11 protein-coding genes are annotated in these 18,470 nt (G+C 74.6%); 8 read left to right on the forward strand and 3 right to left on the reverse strand.

Going from position 1 to position 18,470, the window contains the following annotated elements; genetic code table 11:
- The first annotated feature begins 95 nt into the window (after positions 1-95).
- From OG711_RS06850 to OG711_RS06875, 6 genes are all read left to right on the forward strand, one after another.
- Positions 96-1,949, forward strand: coding sequence for an AMP-dependent synthetase/ligase (locus tag OG711_RS06850; RefSeq protein WP_329558745.1), 1,854 nt, complete (start codon positions 96-98; stop codon positions 1,947-1,949).
- Between the two features lie 418 nt (positions 1,950-2,367).
- Positions 2,368-2,583 carry a hypothetical protein gene (locus tag OG711_RS06855; protein ID WP_073782316.1) on the forward strand — a complete coding sequence of 72 codons (216 nt, stop codon included), beginning with the start codon at positions 2,368-2,370 and terminating at the stop codon, positions 2,581-2,583.
- An 89-nt stretch (positions 2,584-2,672) separates the two neighbouring features.
- Positions 2,673-3,479, forward strand: a complete 807-nt coding sequence (locus OG711_RS06860; protein ID WP_329558746.1) for an HlyD family efflux transporter periplasmic adaptor subunit — start codon at positions 2,673-2,675, stop codon at positions 3,477-3,479.
- The gene (locus OG711_RS06865; protein WP_329558747.1) at positions 3,476-5,713 is read left to right on the forward strand and encodes an NHLP family bacteriocin export ABC transporter peptidase/permease/ATPase subunit; all 2,238 of its coding nucleotides are present in this window, start codon (positions 3,476-3,478) and stop codon (positions 5,711-5,713) included. Before OG711_RS06860 ends, OG711_RS06865 begins: the two co-directional genes overlap by 4 nt.
- A gap of 1 nt (position 5,714) precedes the next feature.
- Positions 5,715-8,591 (forward strand): NHLP bacteriocin export ABC transporter permease/ATPase subunit, encoded by a 2,877-nt coding sequence (locus tag OG711_RS06870; RefSeq protein ID WP_329558748.1) that lies wholly within the window; start codon positions 5,715-5,717, stop codon positions 8,589-8,591.
- A 358-nt stretch (positions 8,592-8,949) separates the two neighbouring features.
- Entirely contained in the window at positions 8,950-9,633 is a 684-nt protein-coding gene (locus tag OG711_RS06875) for a polysaccharide deacetylase family protein (protein ID WP_266506429.1), read from the forward strand.
- Positions 9,634-9,724: 91 nt separating this feature from the next.
- On the opposite strand, the gene OG711_RS06880 is transcribed toward OG711_RS06875, so the two are convergent.
- The 3 genes from OG711_RS06880 to ribA form a co-directional block, all read right to left on the reverse strand.
- On the reverse strand, positions 9,725-11,050 hold the full coding sequence (locus tag OG711_RS06880) for a M1 family metallopeptidase (RefSeq protein WP_329558749.1): 1,326 nt from the start codon (positions 11,048-11,050) through the stop codon (positions 9,725-9,727).
- A gap of 83 nt (positions 11,051-11,133) precedes the next feature.
- Positions 11,134-15,324: a Pls/PosA family non-ribosomal peptide synthetase gene (locus OG711_RS06885; protein WP_329558750.1), complete on the reverse strand. Its 4,191-nt coding sequence runs from the start codon at positions 15,322-15,324 to the stop codon at positions 11,134-11,136.
- Between the two features lie 416 nt (positions 15,325-15,740).
- On the reverse strand, positions 15,741-16,460 hold the full coding sequence (gene ribA, locus OG711_RS06890) for a GTP cyclohydrolase II (RefSeq protein WP_329558751.1): 720 nt from the start codon (positions 16,458-16,460) through the stop codon (positions 15,741-15,743).
- A gap of 239 nt (positions 16,461-16,699) precedes the next feature.
- Here ribA and OG711_RS06895 point away from each other — a divergent pair, with 239 nt between their 5' ends.
- Positions 16,700-17,464 carry a creatininase family protein gene (locus OG711_RS06895; protein WP_329558752.1) on the forward strand — a complete coding sequence of 255 codons (765 nt, stop codon included), beginning with the start codon at positions 16,700-16,702 and terminating at the stop codon, positions 17,462-17,464.
- Complete coding sequence (locus tag OG711_RS06900; protein WP_329558753.1) at positions 17,461-18,420, forward strand: RibD family protein; 960 nt, start codon at positions 17,461-17,463, stop codon at positions 18,418-18,420. Before OG711_RS06895 ends, OG711_RS06900 begins: the two co-directional genes overlap by 4 nt.
- Positions 18,421-18,470 lie beyond the last annotated feature (50 nt).

The raw sequence follows: 18,470 nt of genomic DNA on the forward strand, positions 1-18,470 counted from the left end.
CCCGTCCGTGACGAGCGGTTCGCGTCGAATGCCGCTGTCCCGTGCCCGTGCCCGTGCTGCCGTCCGCACGGCGGGACGGGAGGAAGGGGGCCGCGATGCGCGAGATCAGCGTGCCGCGTCTGGTGGAGCCACTGGCCGCGGGCGGACTCGCGGACGAGGTCTTCGACCGGGCCCGGCGGGAACCGGACACCGTGGCGATGTCCCTCGGCGGTGACCGGCCGGGCGGTGTGTGGGTCCCGCTGACGGCCGCCGGGTTCCGCGACGAGGTCATGGGCGTCGCCAAGGGCCTGCTCGCGGGCGGCATCCGGTTCGGCGACCGGGTCGCCCTGATGTCCCGCACCCGCTACGAGTGGACGCTGTTCGCGTTCGCCCTGTGGACCGTGGGGGCGCGGGTCGTGCCCGTGTACCCCACGTCGTCCACGGACCAGGTGCGCTGGATCCTGCGTGACACGCAGGTCTCGGCGGTCGTCGTGGAGGACGAGGGCCACGCCATGACCGTGGCCGCGGTGTGCGACGGGCTGCCGCTGTTCTCCCGGATCTGGCAGCTGGACGCCGGCTGTGTGGAGCAGCTGGTGGCGGAGGGCGCTCAGGTGCCCGACGAGGAGGTCCACCGCTGCCGGGCGGCGGTCCGCCCCGAGCAGATCGCCGCGATCGTGCACACCTCCGGTACGACGTCCCCGCAGCCGCGCGGCTGTCTGCTCACCCATCGCAACCTCGCGTACGGGACGGACACCCTCGTCGGGGGCTGGGGCGAGGTGCTGACCGCCGAGGACGGGGACCGTTCGCTGCTGACGTTCCTGCCGATGGCCCATGTGTGCGGGCTGATGATCGCCGTCGCCGCCGTCCGCCGGGGTGTCCGGCTCGCCCATCAGCCGGACATGAGGCCCGGGGCGCTGCTGCCGTCGCTGGCGAGCTTCCGGCCGAGCTGTGTGATCGCCGTGCCCCATGTCTTCGAGCGGATCTTCCGGCAGGCCCGCCGCCGCGCCGAACTCGGCCGCAAGGCGGCCGTGTTCGACCGGGCGGTGTCCGTCGCGGTGCGGTACGCGGAGGCGGTGGAGCGGGAGCGGCACGGGGAGGGGACCGGCCCGGGGGCCGGGCTGCGGATGCAGCACGCGCTGTACGACCACACGGTGTACGCGCGGATCAGGGCGGTCTTCGGCGGCCGGGCGCGCTGCGCGGTGTCCGGCGGGTCCACGCTGCGCCGCCGGCTGGGGCTGTTCTTCGCGGGCGCCGGGATCACCGTGTACGACGGGTACGGGCTGACGGAGACCTCCGGCGGCTGCGCCGCGCAGCCGCCGGGCGCGGTCAAGTTCGGCACGGTGGGCAAGCCGTTGCCGGGTGATTCGCTGCACATCGCCGCTGACGGCGAGATCTGGGTGCGGGGCGACAATGTCTTCCTCGGCTATCTGAACGACGTCCGGGCGTCCCGTACCGCCCTGCGCGGGGGCTGGTTCGGTACGGGGGACCTCGGGTTCCTGGACGACGACGGGTATCTCGTCATCACCGGGCGCAAGAACGATCTCATCGTGACCAGTACCGGCCGGACGGTGGCGCCGCTCGCCCTGGAGGAGCGGGTGCGGGACGATCCGCTGGTGTCGCAGTGCGTGGTCGTCGGGGACGACCAGCCCTGTCTCGCCGCGCTGATCACCCTCGATCCGGCGGCGGTGGCGCACTGGCGCAAGCTGACCGGCCAGGGCGGCGGGGACGGGGAGGACGCGGCGTTGCGGGCGATGGTCCAGCGCGCCGTGGTGCGGGCCAACTCCGGGGTGTCCCCGGCGGAGTCCATCCGGGCGTTCCACATCCTGCCCGCGGAGTTCACGGTGGGCGGGGGGTTGCTGACGCCGTCGTTCAAGGTGCGGCGGGGTGCGGTCGTCGAGGCGTTCGCGGCGGAGATCGAGGCGATGTACGCGGCGCCCCGGCCGTCGGGCGGGTCCGCTTCGCTGGTCTGAGGGGGGCGCGACCTCGCGGAACGCCTTCGCCCGCGCCCCCTGGGAGGGTGGGTACGGGATCTGCACATGGGGGGCCGGGGGTGGGCACGTGCGTGCGAGCCGGGGTGCGGGGCGCGCGGGGCGGGGCGAGGTGTGTGCGGGAGTGTCCGGTTCGGGGGGCGGGGGTTTCCGGGCATCCGGTGAAGGCGGCGGCACCGAACGGTGAGCGCGTCTGCACCACCCTTGGACATCGTGGGTGGCCCCGGGACGACGGGTTGGCCGCCCGCGCGGCCCCCGTGCTTGTATCTGCGCCAGACGGCGGTCACCCGGAAGGGCTCCTGGAACGCACGGGAGTTGACGGCCGCCGGGCCGGTCCGGCGGGATTCCCCCGAGCCGGCCGATCCCGCTCACGTACATCCATCGGAAGGGCACGCACATCATGGACATCACCCCCCAGGTCGAGACCGCCGAGATCTCCGACAGCGACCTGGACAACGTGTCCGGCGGACTCGTCGGCGACGTCCTCGGCACGGTGGCCTCCACCGCCGACTCGGTCGCCCCCGTTTCGGCGACGCTCGGCACGGTCACCGGCGGCGTCGAGGACACCTCGGGGCTGAGCACCGCCCCGGTCGCCGGTCTGGTCGCCGGTCTCTGAGGAGCTGAACCGCCCGTGCGCCCCGTGGCCCCCCGGCCCGGGGCGCACGGCTGTGTCCGGCCGACGGGCCGTGGAGAGGGGAAGGTGCCGTGCAGTTCCGTCAACGGGCCCTGGCCAAGGCCCGGTCGCCCGAGGAGCTCGACCTGCCGGTGCGGCTGGCCCGCCCGCAGGGCCGTCTCGCGCTCGCGGTCTGCGCTCTCGTGCTGGCCGCCTCGGGCGGCTGGGCGGTGACCGGCGGTGTGCCGTCCGAATTGAACGCGCCCGGGGTGCTCACCCATGGGCACGGCGGTCATGTCCTCCAGAGCCCGGTGGCCGGGCAGGTCACGGCGGTCGTCGCGGAGGAGGGCGAACGGCTCGCCGCCGGGGCCCCGGTGCTGCGGGTGCGGACGGCGGACGGCGACCGGGCCGTCCGCGCGGTCGCGGCGGGCCGGATCACCTCGCTGGCCGTGTCCATCGGCGCGGTGGTCACCGCCGGGGCCGAGGTCGCCCTGGTCGAACGGGTCGGGCGGGACGGCGAACCGCTCGTCGCGCTGCTGTACGTACCGGCGGACCGGGCCGCGGCCGTGACGGTCGGGGCGCGGGTGGAGGTGACGGTGGAGTCGGTGCCCGCGCGCAGGTACGGGAAGCTGGGCGGGGTGGTGCGCGAGGTGGGCCGGACCCCGCAGAGCGCCCGCCGGATCGGGGCGTTCCTCGGGGACGCGCGGCTCGGCGCCGAGTTCACCCGGCGGGGGCTGCCCGTCACGGTGGAGGTGCGGCTGGACCGGGACCCCGCGACGAGGTCGGGGTACCGCTGGTCGGCGCCGCCGGGACCCCCGTACCCGCCGGGGTCGATGACCCGCGCGAGCGGCGCCGTACGGCTCCCCGCCCAGCGCCCGATCGATTGGCTGCTGCCATGAGCAGGCACCGGACACGGAGCGGGTCCGGGGAAGCGTCCGCGCGGCACCGGGCCGCGGAGCGGGCGCCCCGGCGGCGGGCGCCGCGCGCGGTGCGCACCCCGACCGTGCTCCAGATGGAGGCGGTGGAGTGCGGCGCGGCGTGTCTGGCGATGGTGCTGGGGCACTTCGGGCGGCATGTGCCGCTGGAGGAGCTGCGGATCGCGTGCGGGGTGTCACGGGACGGGTCGCGGGCGAGCAATCTGCTCAAGGCGGCCCGTGGGCACGGGCTGACGGCCAAGGGCATGCAGATGGACACGGCCGCGCTGACCGGGGTCGCGGCCCCGGCGGTGCTGTTCTGGGAGTTCAACCACTATGTGGTGTACGACGGGACGCGGCGCGGTCCCGGCCGGGCGGGCGTGTACGTCAACGATCCGGCGCGGGGGCGGCGTTTCGTACCGATGGAGGAGTTCGACGCCGCGTTCACCGGGGTCGTGCTGGTGATGGAGCCCGGTCCGGGGTTCCGGCGGGGCGGGCGGCGGGCCGGGTGGGCGGGCGCGCTCCCGGCGCGGCTCGCGGGTACGTCGGCGACGACGACCGCGGTGGTGCTGGCGAGTCTGCTGCTGGTCGCGGTCGGCGCGGCGGTGCCCGCGCTGAGCCGGACGTACCTCGATCTGTTCCTGATCGGCGGGCGGACGGAGTCGCTGGGGGCGCTGCTGAGCGGGCTGGCGCTCGCGGTGCTGCTGACGGGGGTGCTGACGTGGACGCAGCAGGGGAATCTGCTGCGGGGCCGGCTGGTGTCGTCGACGCTGACCAGCGCCCGGTTCCTGCGGCATCTGCTGCGGCTGCCGGTGACGTTCTTCGCGCAGCGCGGACCGGCCGATCTGGTGCAGCGGCTCCAGTCGAACGACGCGGTCGCGGAGACCCTGGCCCGGGATCTGTCGGCGGCCGGGGTCGACGCGGTGGTGGTGCTCCTGTACGCGGCGCTGATGTGGTCGTACGATCCGCAGCTCACCCTGCTCGGGGTGGCGGTGGCCCTGCTGAACGTGGGCGCGCTGCGCTGGGCGGTGGCCGCGCGGGCGGACGGGACGCGCAAACTCCGGGCGGACGCGGCCCGGTTGATCAACACCTCGTACTCGGGGCTCCAGATGATCGAGACGATGAAGGCGACCGGCGGGGAGGACGGCTGGTTCCAGCGGTGGGCGGGGCAGCACGCGGTGACGCTGGAGGAACAGCAGCGGCTCGGGGTGCCCACGGCGTGGCTGGGGGTGGTGGCGCCGACCCTGGCGACGCTGAACAGCGCGCTGATCCTGTGGATCGGAGGGCTGCGGGCGGTCGACGGGCTGCTGACGGTGGGGCTGCTGGTGGCGTTCCAGGCGCTGGTGACCCGGTTCACCGCGCCGCTGGCCCGGCTGGGTTCGGTGGCGGGCCGTATCCAGGACTTCGCGGCGGACGTGGCACGGCTGCGGGACGTGGAGGGCTTCCCCGCCGAGGCGCGGCGTACGGGTGCGGACCGGGACGCGGCGGGGCCCCGGCGGCTGGCGGGCCATGTGGAGCTGAAGGACGTGACGTTCGGGTACAGCCCGCTGGACGCGCCGCTGCTGAAGGGGTTCTCGCTGGAGGTGGGGCCGGGGCGGCAGGTGGCGCTGGTGGGCGGTTCGGGCAGCGGCAAGTCGACGGTGTCACGGCTGATCTCGGGGCTGTACACACCGTGGGAGGGCACGGTCCGGATCGACGGTGAGCCGGTCGGGGAGCTGTCGCGCGGGACGCTCGCCGCCTCGGTGGCGTTCGTGGACCAGGACGTGTTCCTCTTCGAGGGCACGGTCCGCGACAACATCGCGCTGTGGGACCCGTCGGTGCCGGACGAGGCGGTGGTGGAGGCCCTGCGGGACGCGGAGCTGTACGACGTGGTGACGCGGCGGCCGGGCGGGCTGGACGCCCGGGTCGAGCAGGACGGCCGGAACTTCTCCGGCGGGCAGCGCCAGCGGCTGGAACTGGCGCGGGCGCTGGTGCGCCGGCCGAGCGTACTCGTGATGGACGAGGTGACCAGCGCGCTGGACAGCGGGACCGAACGCCTCGTGGTGGACAATCTGCGGCGGCGCGGCTGCGCCCGGGTGGTGATCGCGCACCGGCTGAGCACGGTCCGCGACAGCGACGAGATCCTGGTGCTGCGGCACGGCGAGGTGGTGGAGCGCGGCCGGCACGACGCGCTGCTGGCCGCCGGTGGTCCGTACGCCGAACTCGCCGCGGAGCGCTGAGATGACGGCGCCGCCCGTGACGGGCGCGGGGGCCGGGGACGCGGCCGTGGTGCTGGGCGCGTTCGGCGCGCTGGGAGTGCGGGTGCCGGACGCGGAGCCGCCGGATCTGGCGGCGGCGGGACCGCAGACGCTGTGGCTGGTGGAGGACGGGGCGGTGGACCTCTTCGCGGTGGACACCGCAGGTCCGGGGCACTGGCACTTCCTGGGGCGGCTGGGGCCGGGCACGCTGCTGCTGGGTCCGGCGGGCGGTCCCCGGCACACGCTGGTGGCGCGTCCGCTGCGGGGGTGCGCGCTGCGCCGCGTCGGCCTGCGGGAACTGCCCTGGCCGGTGGGCGGAGGATGGCCGGCGGCGGGGACGGGCACGGAGTACCCCGGGGCGCTGGAGTACGCGTTCGCGCTGGGGGTCGGCCGTGCGCTCGGCACCCTCTTCGCCGGTCCGCTCGGTGACGGCCCCGTGGCGGACGGCGGCGCGGCGGACGGCGGCGTGGCGGACGGCGGCGCCGGGGACGCCGTGCTGTGGCCGGAGGTCCCGCCGGGCGCGGTCGCGTACGGGCCGGACCCGGCCGGTGGCGCCGCGGGCGAACTGCTCGTCGACGCGGGGCTGTGGCGGCGGATGGTGGAGCAGCAGCGGCGGTTGCTGACCGCGCTGGACCGCTGGATCGAGGAGCTGGAGCGCGGCCACGAGGACCGGGCGGCGGCCGGGGTACGGGCGGGTGAGGCGGTCCGCGCGGAGGCGGACCGGACGCTGGTGGACGCGCTCGCCGACGGAGCCGCGCCGACCCGGGAGCGGCGCCGTCCCCGGGCTTCCGGCGGCACGGACGCCGCGTACGCGGCCGTACGGGCGGTGGGCGCGGCGGCCGGGATCGCCGTCGCGCGGCCCCGGCCGGGCACCGGCCCCGACGAGCGGACCGACCCGGTGGAGCGGATCGCGCGCGATTCGGGGGTGCGGACCCGCCGGGTGCGCCTCGACGGCCGGTGGTGGCGCCGTGACATGGGTCCGCTGGTGGGGTTCCGGTCGGCGGGCGGGACGCCGGTGGCGCTGCTGTGGCGGCGCGGCGGCTACGAGGCGGTCGGCGCGGGACCGGGCCGGGGGGTACGGGTCGGTGCGCGGGATGCCGGGGAGTTCGAGGACCGGGCGGTGATGCTGTACCGGCCGCTGCCCGACCGGCCGCTGGGTCCGCTCGGGCTGCTGCGGTTCTGCCTGCGGGGCAGCGGCGCGGATCTGCGGCGGCTGGCGCTGTGCGCGGTGGTGACCGTGGTGCTGGGCGCGCTGGTGCCGATCGCGACGGGCCATGTCCTCGGGGTACTGGTACCGGCCGGGGACCGGGCCGCGATCGGACGGCTGTGTCTCGCGGTGATCACGGGCGGGGTGGTGACTGCGGCGTTCCTGCTGACGCAGAACCTCACCGTGCTGCGGCTGGAGGGCCGGATCGAGAGCGTGCTCCAGCCCGCCGTGTGGGACCGGCTGCTGAGACTGCCCACCGGGTTCTTCACCCGGCGGGCCACCGGCGAACTGGCGGGCGCGGCGCTCGGCGTCGGCACCATCCGGCGGCTGCTGTCGGGGGTGGGCCCGGTACTCGTCCAGGCGGGCACCCTCGGCGCGGCGAACGTCGTACTGCTGTGGGTGTACGGGGGCCCGCTGGCGCCCGTCGCGCTGGGTGCGCTGGTGGTGATCGCGTGCTCGTTCCTCGGGCTGGGGCTGTGGCAACTGCGCTGGCAGCGCAGGCTGGTGACGCTCGGGAACAAGCTGGGCGACCGGGCGTACCAGACCCTCCGGGGGCTGCCCAAGCTGCGGGTCGCGGCGGCGGAGGACTACGCGTACGCGGCGTGGGCGCGGGAGTTCGCCCGCAGCCGGGAGCTCCAGCGGCGGGTGGGACGGATCAGGAATGTGTCGGCGGTGCTCGGGGCGCTGTATCTGCCGGTGTGCACGCTGGTGATGTTCGCGCTGCTCGCGGGTCCGGCCAGGGGGTCGATGCCGGCGGGTGACTTCCTGACGTTCAGCACCGCGCTGACCCTGACGCTGATGTCGGCGACCCAGCTCACCGGGGCGCTGGTGTCGGTGGCCGCCGCGTGGCCGGTGTTCGAGGAGATCCGGCCGGTGCTGGACGCCCGGCCCGAGGTGGGCACGGGCCGGGTCCGGCCGGGGGTGCTGGCGGGGGCGGTCGAGGCCCGGGACCTGTCGTTCCGGTACACCGACGAGGGTCCGCCGGTCCTGGACGGGGTGTCGTTCGCGGTCCGGCCGGGCGAGTTCGTGGCGGTGGTCGGCCCGAGCGGCTGCGGCAAGTCGACGCTGCTGCGGCTGCTCATCGGCTTCGACCGGCCGCTGTCCGGCTCGGTGCTGTACGACGGGCAGGACCTCGCCGCGCTGGACGCGGCGGCGGTGCGGCGGCAGTGCGGGGTGGTGCTCCAGGACGCGCAGCCGTTCACCGGGTCGGTCCTGGACTGTGTCCGGGGCACCGAGGCGTTCAGCGTGGAGGAGGCGTGGGAGGCGGCCACGATGGCGGGACTCGCGGACGACATCCGGCGGATGCCGATGGGTATGCACACGATGGTCGCGGGCCCGGGCACCGTCTCGGGCGGCCAGCGGCAACGGCTGATGATCGCCCGCGCGCTGATCCGCCGCCCCAGGGTGCTGTTCCTGGACGAGGCGACCAGCGCCCTCGACAACGCCACCCAGCGTGTCGTGATCGACAGCACCCGGGCCCTGAACGCCACCCGGCTGGTCATCGCGCACCGGCTGTCCACGGTGCTGGACGCGGACCGGGTGCTGGTGATGGACGGGGGCCGGATCGTGGCCGAGGGCCCGCCGTCGGTACTCCTCGCCGACACCGGCGGGCCGCTGCGGGAGCTGGTACGGGAGCAGTGGGGGGACGGGTGAGGCCCGTCCGGTCCGGGTGGGTCCGGTAGCCCGGCCCCCGTCCGGTCCCCCGATCCCCCGGTTCCGCGGTCCCCCGGTTCCGCGGTCCGTCCTCGGTCGCGCCGGTGTCCCCGCCGATCGCCCGGGGCGGGTCCGGGCCGTTCGGGGGGAGGGTCGCACCGGCCGAAGGCGGGGCAAATCCCTACGACCGGTACGGGTCTGTGTACCGGTCCTGAATCAAGCACAACCCCCGTGCGACCAACGGTGTCTGAACAGGCATCATCGTGAGCGGGCACGCCGGGGGGCGGCACAACACACCTCTTGCCACGTGCCGTTCCGGCGATCATCGCGACAACTGTTCTCACGGGGAGGGCATTTCATGCGCACCATCTCGCACCCCACCGGCCACCGACGGAGCCGCACGGCCCTGGCGGGGGTCGTCCTGGCCGGAGCCCTGACGGGCTCGGTGATGATCGCGGCGCCCGCCGCCGTCGCGGCGCCCGCGCCCAAGGTCGTCTATCTGACCTTCGACGACGGGCCGGGCGTCCACACCCCCAAGGTGCTCGACCTGCTCAAGCAGCACGGCGCCAAGGCGACGTTCTACCAGACCGGCGCGAATGTGACGGCGAACCCCGCGACGGCCAAGCGGGCGTACCGCGAGGGCCACAGCGTCCAGAACCACACCTGGTCGCACGTGGATCTGCGGACGGTCTCCTGGTCGAAGTTCAAGTCGGAGGTGACCCGTACGGACACCGCGATACGTACCCACACGGGCAAGACCCCGACCTGTCTCCGGCCGCCGTACGGCGCGGTGAACCAGACGGTCCGGGACCGGGCCGCGGCACTGCGCAAGGGGGTGCGGCTGTGGTCGGTGGACACCCGTGACTGGGCGCGGCCCGGCCGGGCGGCCATCGAGTCCCGGGTGCTGAACAACGTCCGCAACGGCTCGGTGGTCCTGCTCCACGACGGCGGCGGTGACCGCAGCCAGACGGTGGCGGCCCTGCCGAAGATCCTCAAGACGCTCAAGTCCAAGGGCTACACCTTCGGCAAGCAGACCTGCTGACGGTACGGCGACCCGGGCGGCGCCCCCGGCGCCGCCCACCCACCTGTCCGCCCGCCCGTCCGCCCGTCTGCCGCCGCTGTACGGTGCCGGATCAGCCGACGGGCAGCGGGGGCAGGGCGGCTCCGTGCACCCAGTCCGCGAAGACCTCGTCCAGCGGCCCGTCCGCGTACCGCGCGGCGTGCGCCTCGAACGTGGCGGTGGTGACCGAGCCGCCCCGGTGCTGGGCGGTCCAGCCGCGCAGCATCCGGAAGAACGCGTCGTCACCGAGGGCGCGGCGCAGGGCGTGCACGGCGAGGCCGCCGCGTTCGTAGACCCGGTCGTCGAACATATGGCGGCGGCCCGGGTCCGCGAGCCGCAGATCCAGCGGCAGTCCGGCGAGCATCCGGTGCGCGACGGAGGCCAGTTCGTCCGCGGTGCGCCCGCCGGAGCGTTCCGACCAGATCCACTCGGCGTACTTGGCGAGCCCTTCGTTGAGCCAGATGTGGCGCCAGTCCGCGATGCCGACGCTGTTGCCGAACCACTGGTGGGCCAGCTCATGGGCGATGAGCCGTTCCGAACCCCGGGCGCCGTCCACATGGTTGGTGCCGAACAGGGACATCCCCTGGGCCTCGACGGGGACGTCGAGTTCCTCGTCGGCGACGACCACGGTGTACTCACCGAACGGGTACGGGCCGAACAACTCCCCGAACAGCTCCATCATGCGGGGCTGGCGCGCGAAGTCCCGGGAGAACTCCGGCAGCAGATGCGACGGCAGATGGGCGGACTGCGGCACCCCGCCGAGCCCCGGGTCACCGAGCAGCACCGTCTGGAATTTGCCGATGGCGAGGCCGACGAGATAGCTGGAGGTGGGCGCGGCCTGCTCGTACAGCCAGGTGGTGGTGCTGGCCCGGGTGGTGCGGGTCAGCAGCCGTCCGCCGGCCACCACGCCGTACGCGGACGGGGTGGTGACGGCGAGCTGGTACGAGGCCTTGTCGGCGGGCCGGTCGTTGCAGGGGTACCAGGAGGGCGCGCCGACGGGCTGGCTCGCGACGAGGGCGCCGTCGGTGAGTTCCTCCCAGCCGAGACCGCCCCAGGGGCTGCTCACCGGCTTGGGGTTGCCGGACCAGTGGATCTCCACGGTGAACGCCGCCCCGGCCCGCAGGGGTTTCGTGGGCCACAGCCGCAGTTTGCCGCCCCGGTGGGTCCAGCGCGGCTGGCGGCCCTCGACCCGGACCCGGCCGATCCGGAAGTCGGCCAGGTTGAGCTGGAACTCGGTGAGCGGGGCGCGGCCCGCTATGGCGCCGAGCCGGGCGGTGCCCGCGAGGCGGTTGGGCCCCGGGCGGTAGTCGAGCGAGAGCTCGTAGCGGTGGACCCGGTAGCGGGCGTCGCCGTTCGCCGGGAAGTACGGGTCGGGGGCCGGGGGCCTTGGGCAGTTCACTCGTGTGTCCGCTCCCTGCGCTGTGCTCGGGCGGTGTGCCGCTGGCTCGCACGGCGCCCGGTGTGCTGGTGGCGGGCCGCCGGTCAGGACCGCCACGCCTCGATCGGGTTGCCCAGCCAGCGGGTCTCGGCGGGCACCGATTCCCCGGCCATGACCAGGGACGCGGGGCCCAGTGTGGAGCGGGCCCCGACCGTGCTGCCGGGCAGCACGATCCCGTTCGGGCCCAGGGTGGCGCCTTCGCGGAGGTCCACAGTATCCGTCCGCAAGATCCTGTCGTGGAAGAGGTGGGTCTGGAGGACGGAGCCGCGGTTGACGGTGGCGCCGGTGCCCAGGGTCACCAGGTCCGTCTCGGGCAGCCAGTGGCTCTCGCACCACACGCCGCGGCCGATCCGGGCGCCGAGGGCGCGCAGCCAGAGCGTGAGGAGCGGGGTGCCGGGCACGGACCCGGCGAACCACGGTACGGCCAGGACCTCGACGAAGGTGTCCGCGAGTTCGTTGCGCCAGACGAAGCCGCTCCACAGCGGGTGCTCGCCGGTGCGGTGGCGGCCCACCAGCAGCCATTTGGCGAGGACGGCGACGAGCGCGGCGGTGAGTCCCGCGGTCAGCAGCACCGCGCCGGAGAGCAGGGCGGCGGCCCCGGGTCCGAGGGTGCGCGCCAGGGCACTGAGGGCGAGGGCGGTGAGCACGGCGAGGGCGGTGGAGCAGAAGACGGGCACCAGACGGCACAGTTCCACCAGTCCGCGCGCCCACAGCAGCCGGGCGGGCGGTTCGTAGGTGCGGCTGTGGTCGGCGTCGGCGGCGGCGCGCGGCAGCCGTACGGGGGGCAGTCCGAGGTAGGAGCTGCCCTTCTTGGCCTTCTTCGGGGTGGCGGACAGCACTCCGACGAGACCGCCGTCGGGGACGCTGCGGCCGGGCGCGGTCATCCCGGAGTTGCCGAGGAAGGCGCGGCGGCCGATCTCGGCGCGGCCGATCCGCAGCCAGCCGCCGCCGAGCTCGAACGGCGCGGTGAGGGTGTCGTCGGCGAGGAACGCGCCGTCGCCGACGGTGGTGAGGCTGGGCAGCGCGAGGACGGTCGACACCTCGGCGCCGCGGCCGACGCGCATCCCGAGCAGCCGCAGCCAGACGGGGGTGATGAGTCCGGCGTACAGCGGGAAGAGGGTTTCCCGGGACAGGTCCATCAGCTGGGTGACGGTCCAGGCCTGCCAGCCGGTGCGGCTGTGGGCGGGGTGGGTGCCGGTGCGCAGTCCGAGGCTGAGCAGGCGTACGGCGGTCAGCAGCAGCAGCGCGTAGCCGAACCCGAAGGCGAGGGCCGCCGGGACGACGGCGACGAGGGCGCCGCGCAGCGCGTCGGCCGGTCCGGCGCCGGGGGCGACGAACACGGCGGCGACGAGGAGCGCGGGGACGGCGGCGAGCAGCGGGAGGGCGAGCAGGCCGAGGCCGGTGACCCCGTACATGGCGCGCCAGCCGGCGGAGCGGGGCGGGCGTTCGCCGGGCCAGTCGCGTTTGGCCTTGCCGAGTTTGACGGCGGGGGCGCCCGCCCAGCGCTGTCCGGTGGGGATCTGTCCGGTGACGGCGGAGCCGGGGGCGACCTCGGCGCGCTTGCCGACGCGGGCGCCGGGGAAGAGGAGGCTGCGGGTGCCGACGACGGCCCCGGCGCCGACCCTGACGGCGCCGATGTGCAGCCGGTCGCCGTCGAGCCAGTGGCCGGACAGATCGACCTCGGACTCGACGGCGCAGCCGCGGCCGAGTCTGAGCAGTCCGGTGACGGGCGGCAGCGAGTGGAGGTCGACGTCGGGGCCGATCCGGGCGCCCAGCGCCCGGGCGTAACGTTCCAGCCAGGCGCCGGTGAGGGCGGTCGCGCCGACGAGCTCGGCGAGCCGTTCGGCGGTCCACAGCCGCAGATGGACGGCTCCGCCGCGCGGGTAGCGGCCGGGGCCGACGCCGCGCAGCAGCAGCCGGGCGCCGCCCGCGGCGAGGGCGAGCCGGCCGGGCGGGCTGAAGAACACGGCGGCCCCGGCGGCGACCAGCCACCAGGACGCGGTGGGTGCCCACGGGTAGGCGCCGAAGAGGTGCAGGACGTTGCCGAGGGCGAGCACCCCGACGGTCCAGCGCAGTCCGGCCAGGGTGAACAGCGGGAGCAGCAGCAGGGTCTGGAGGGCCTGGGCGCGCCGGGGGACGGGGGTGACGGTCCGGGTGGTGGTGTCGTCCTGGGTGGACTTCTCCAGCCGTCGGGCGAGCTTGCGCAGCACGGGCTGCTGGTAGATGTCGAGGACGGCGGCGCCGGGGTGGCGGGCGCGCAGCCGGGTGGTGAGCTGGGCGGCGGCGAGGCTGTTGCCGCCGATGGCGAAGAAGTCGTCGTCGGCGCCGGTGACCGGCACGCCGAGGATCTCGCTCCATTGTTCGGCGAGCCATGCCTCGGTGCCGTAGAGCTGTTCGGCGGGGCCGCCGGTGGTGAGGCCGGGCAGGGGCCAGGGCAGGGCGTCGCGGTCGACCTTGCCGGAGGTGCGGGTGGGCAGTTCGGCGACGGGGGCGAGCAGCGGCACCAGGGCGGCGGGCAGCTCGGCGCGCAGCCGGGCGACGGCCGCCGGGTGGTCCCAGCCGTCCTGGGTGACGAGGTAGCCGACGAGGAGCTGGTTGCCGCCGCGTGCGGTGCGGACCGCGGCGGCGGCCCCGGCGACTCCGGGCAGCGCCTGGAGGGCGGCGTCGACCTCGCCGAGTTCGATCCGGCGTCCGCCGAGCTTGATCTGTTCGTCGGCGCGGCCGAGGAAGACCAGCCCTTCGGGTTCGGCCCGGACGAGGTCGCCGCTGCGGTAGGCGCGCGGCCAGCCGAGGGCGTCGAGCGGCGCGTACTTCTCGGCGTCCTTGACGGGGTCGAGGTAGCGGGCGAGTCCGGCGCCGCCGATGACGAGCTGCCCGGTGGCGCCCATCGGGACGGGGAGTCCGGCGTCGTCGACGACGGCGAGGTCCCAGCCGTTCAGCGGCAGGCCGATCCTGATGGGTTCGGCGCCGGTGAGCAGGGACGCGCAGGCGACGACGGTGGCCTCGGTGGGGCCGTAGGTGTTCCAGACCTCGCGTCCCTCGGTGACCAGCCGCTGGGCCAGCTCGGGCGGGCACGCCTCACCACCGAAGATCAGCAGCCGGACATCGGCGAGGGCGTCGGGCTCCCACAGCGCGGCGAGCGTCGGCACGGTCGACACGACGCTGATCTCCTGCTCGACGAGCCAGGGCCCGAGGTCGGCGCCGCTGCGGACCTGGGCACGCGGCACGGGCACCAGACAGGCACCGTGCCGCCAGGCGAGCCACATCTCCTCGCAGGAGGCGTCGAACGCGACGGAGAGCCCGGCCATGACGCGGTCGCCGGGGCCGATGGGGTCGTCGGTGAGGAACAGCGTGGCCTCGGCGTCCACGAAGGCGGCGGCACCACGGTGGGTGACGGCGACGCCCTTGGGGGTGCCGGTGGAGCCGGAGGTGAAGATGATCCAGGCGTCGTCGGCGGGGGTGGGGCGGGTGCCGCCGGGGTTGGGTACGGGACGGGTGCCGGGGGTGGGTGCGTCGGCGTGACCGTCGGGGGTGGCGGGGTTGCCGTGGGTGACGGACGGGCCGCGAGGGGTGGCGGCCCGGTCACCGGGGGTGCCGACCGGGCTGCCGGGGCCGGTGGCCGTGGCGGAGGCGTCGGTGGGGGTTCGCGCGGCCGAGCCGGTCCGGGCGGCGGTGGTGACGGTGGTGGTGGCAGTGGACGTGACAGCCGTGACGGCCGGAGCGGTGGCCGTGCGCGTCGGGGAGGGCTTGGAGGACTTGGCCGTGCGCGCGGCGGGCGGGGGGTCGATCCGGTGTCCGGCGCCGATCACCGCGTGGACGCCCGCCTCCCCGAAGACCAGCTCGGCCCGCTCGTCGGGGTCCTCCGCGTCCACGGGGACGTAGGCGGCTCCGGCGGCGAGGACCGCGAGGATCGCGACGTACAGGTCGTTGGTGCCGGAGGGGACGCGGACCCCGACCCGGGCGCCGGGGCGTACGCCGGAGTGCGCGAGGCGGCGCCGGAGCGTGTCGACCTCGGTGGCGAGCGCCCGGTAGGTCAGCCGGGTGGTGCCGTCGTCGAGGGCGGGCTCGCCGGGGTAGCGGCGTACGGAGGCGTCGAGGATGTCGACCAGGGTGCGGGGCGGGGCGGCGGGACCCGCGGTGAGGACCGCGGGGGCGGGGGGACCGGGGGCGGTGCCGGGCGGGGGCGGGGCGAGATCGTCGCCCTCCGGTGCGGTGGCGGGTGTCGTCGTGGCCATCGGGTCCTCGCGTCTCGTTCCCGGGATGTCCCGGGCGCTGGCGGGCCCTCAGCTCTGCCTGGGGTTGTTCCGGTCCAGCACCAAACAACCAGGCCCATACTAGTCCGGGGCGAATGATCCCTCTCTGTGCAAGGCGTCCGTACAGGGGTGTCGTTCACCACGCGTGATTTCCGTGTTCCGGAAGGCGGCGCGGGGCGCGGCGGGGGGAATACGGCAAGCGGGTGAGGAATCGTCTGCCGGGAAGTCGTGCGGAGTGCACCGGGAATTCGCCCGGATTTCCTCGCGGGCGCGCGTCGGACGGCACGGGAACACACGCGGGGCATAAGGGTGAACACGGAACGCGAGGTCGGACGCGGTGGCCGGACGACGCGTCGGGGCCAGGAACGGGGTGTCCCGGACGGTGCGCGGGTGATCCGTCAGAGATGTTCGGTGATCGCGTCCAGATGCGGCAGATCGTGGTCGAGGCGTTCACGCTTGGCGCGTTGATAGGCCAGGTTCTCCTCGCTCGGCGGGATCAGCAGCGGAACACGTTCGGCGACCTTGATGCCGTGCCGCAGCAGGGCTTCGCCCTTGCGGGGATTGTTGGACAGCAGACGTACGGAGCGCACTCCGAGATCGTGCAGCATGTCCGCCGCGACGGTGTAGTCACGGGCGTCGACGGGAAGTCCGAGGGCGATGTTCGCCTCGACGGTGTCCATTCCGTCGGCCTGGAGCCGCATCGCCTGGAGTTTGGCGAGCAGACCGATCCCGCGCCCCTCATGGCCGCGGAGATAGACGAGGACACCGGAGCCCTCGGAGGTGATCGCGCAGAGAGCCGCGTCGAGTTGTCCGCCGCATTCGCAGTGCCGGGAGCCGAAGGCGTCACCGGTCAGGCATTCCGAATGCAGCCGGGTGAGGACACGTTCCCCTTCGATGTCCCCGTGGACGAGGAGCATCTGTTCCTGGCCGAGGGCGTGGTCCCGGTAGCCGACGGCCAGGAACTCGCCGTGACCGGTGGACAGACGGACCCGCACGACACGCTCGACACCGTTGACCGGCACGACGGACCGGCCGCTCCCCGCGTCCGCCACGTCCCCCGTGAATTCTCCGGCGACGGCACCGCCGACGCCGCCGTTTTCCGTGATGGCTGCTGTCATGGGCAGACCATAGCCGTCAGCACCCCCCTCCTGGGGGCGGAAAACGTCGTAAAAAACATCATCAACCACCCATTTCCGGCTCCTGCCCCGGGAGTTGGGCGCGGCGCGTACGCTGCCCCTGCCGTGGCGCCCGCCGAGTCGCCGGCAAACGCCGTACGCCATGTCACCGCGCACCGCGACCGTCCGTCCGCCACACGGCCGTGCTGTGCGACGGACGGGACCCGAGGGACAGGAGAGAGATGAAAGAACCGGCGCCCGACCGCACCGCCGCCCTGCTCCTGCCGACGGAGACGACCACCGAGGTGTCCGCACGGGACGCGGATGTCGCCGTTCTCCCCATCGGCAGTTTCGAGCAGCACGGACCCTGTCTTCCCCTGGTGACGGACACCGTCGTCGCCTGTGCGCTGTCCCGCCGGATAGCGGCGGCGCATCGTGTGCTGTCACTTCCCCCGATCACCGTCTCGTGTTCCCATGAACACGCCGACTGGGCCGGTACGGTGAGCATTTCCGCCGCTACCCTGTACCACATGGTCCGGGACATCGCGGATTCCCTGCGGAGGTCCGGAATACGTTCCCTGGTACTGGTCAACGGACACGGCGGGAACTACGTCCTGCGCAATGTCGTCCAAGAATCCGCCGGATGGGGAATCCGCATGGCGCTTTTCCCGGAATCCGCCGACTGGAAGGCGGCGCGGGAGACCGCCGGGATATCGACCTCCGCGCACGACGACATGCACGCCGGGGAGATCGAGACCTCGATCCTGCTGCACACCCACCCCGAACTCCTGCGCCCCGGCCATGAATCCACCGACCGGTCCGCCGGGGACCGCAGACATCTGCTGACCCTCGGAATGCGGGAGTACACCACGACCGGTGTGCTGGGCAGACCCTCCCGGGCAACTGCGGAGAAGGGCGCGGCCCTGCTGGACTCACTCACGGAATCCTTCGGCGCGTACCACGCACTGCTCCGCGGACCCGGCGCCCAGGACGGGGACGGCTCATGAACCACCCTCTCTCCCCCACCCCGGGGAACGACCCCGCGGACACTCCCGGAAACGACGCAGGGCCCCTCGCCGACGGCCGTGCGCATTCCCCCTCCGCCGAGGCACCCGACACACGGTCACATACCCCGGAATCCCTTCCACCCGCAGCGGAGTTGTCCGGGGACGAGGCGTGGCGGCGGCTGCTCGGCGTGCGCGCGCCGGCGGACGCCCGTGCCGCCGGGCTCGTCGCCGGACCGGACGGCGGCTGGCGCTGGGCCGGGCCCGCGAGCGCCGAGGCGGCCGACCTCGCCGACCGCTACCTCCCGCTGTGCCTCGCGGGGCCCCGTGTCACGTTCGCCCAGCTGGGGCAGAGCCTCGACGGATTCATCGCGACCCGCACCGGGGACGCCGACTACGTCACCGGTGAGGAGGACCGCCGCCATCTGCACCGGCTGCGGGCGCTCGCCGACGCGGTCCTGGTCGGCGCGGGTACGGCCGTCGCGGACGATCCGCAGCTCACCGTCCGGGCCTGCGCGGGCGCCCATCCCGTCCGGGTGGTTCTGGACCCCCGGGGGCGCGTCCCGGCCGACCGCCGGGTGTTCACCGACGGATCAGCGCCCACCTTGTGGCTGGTGGGCCCCGGCAGCGGCCCCGGGCGGCCCGTCGCCGACGGGGTGACCGTGCTGCGGCTGCCGGACGACGACGCGTTCACGCCCCGCCGGCTGGTGGCCACGCTGGCGCACCGGGGGCTCGGCCGGGTGCTCGTCGAGGGCGGCGGGGTCACCGTCTCCCGCTTCCTGCACGGCGGCGCCCTGCGGCGGCTGTACGTCACGGTCGCGCCGGTGCTGCTCGGGGACGGGGTGCCCGGGCTGCGGTTCGACGGGCCTGACGTGATGCGCGAGGCACGGCGTCCCCCGCTGCGGCGCGCCCGCCTCGGCGAGGACACCCTCTTCGAGCTGGACCTCACGGACGCGTAGCGGGCGGCGCGGGGAGCGGCCCGGCCGTGCGCACCAGCGGGCCGCGAGGA

Origin of the sequence: Streptomyces uncialis (assembly GCF_036250755.1) — a bacterium.
Classification (GTDB): Bacteria; Actinomycetota; Actinomycetes; order Streptomycetales; family Streptomycetaceae; genus Streptomyces; species Streptomyces uncialis.

Excerpts from the sequence above, each read along its gene's own strand:
- OG711_RS06850 (WP_329558745.1), top strand. The coding sequence starts at position 96 with ATGCGCGAGATCAGCGTGCCGCGTCTGGTGGAGCCACTGGCCGCGGGC.
- OG711_RS06855 (WP_073782316.1), top strand. The coding sequence starts at position 2,368 with ATGGACATCACCCCCCAGGTCGAGACCGCCGAGATCTCCGACAGCGAC.
- OG711_RS06865 (WP_329558747.1), top strand. The coding sequence starts at position 3,476 with ATGAGCAGGCACCGGACACGGAGCGGGTCCGGGGAAGCGTCCGCGCGG.
- OG711_RS06870 (WP_329558748.1), top strand. The coding sequence starts at position 5,715 with ATGACGGCGCCGCCCGTGACGGGCGCGGGGGCCGGGGACGCGGCCGTG.
- OG711_RS06875 (WP_266506429.1), top strand. The coding sequence starts at position 8,950 with ATGCGCACCATCTCGCACCCCACCGGCCACCGACGGAGCCGCACGGCC.
- OG711_RS06885 (WP_329558750.1), bottom strand. The coding sequence starts at position 15,324 with ATGGCCACGACGACACCCGCCACCGCACCGGAGGGCGACGATCTCGCC.
- ribA (WP_329558751.1), bottom strand. The coding sequence starts at position 16,460 with ATGACAGCAGCCATCACGGAAAACGGCGGCGTCGGCGGTGCCGTCGCC.
- OG711_RS06895 (WP_329558752.1), top strand. The coding sequence starts at position 16,700 with ATGAAAGAACCGGCGCCCGACCGCACCGCCGCCCTGCTCCTGCCGACG.
- OG711_RS06900 (WP_329558753.1), top strand. The coding sequence starts at position 17,461 with ATGAACCACCCTCTCTCCCCCACCCCGGGGAACGACCCCGCGGACACT.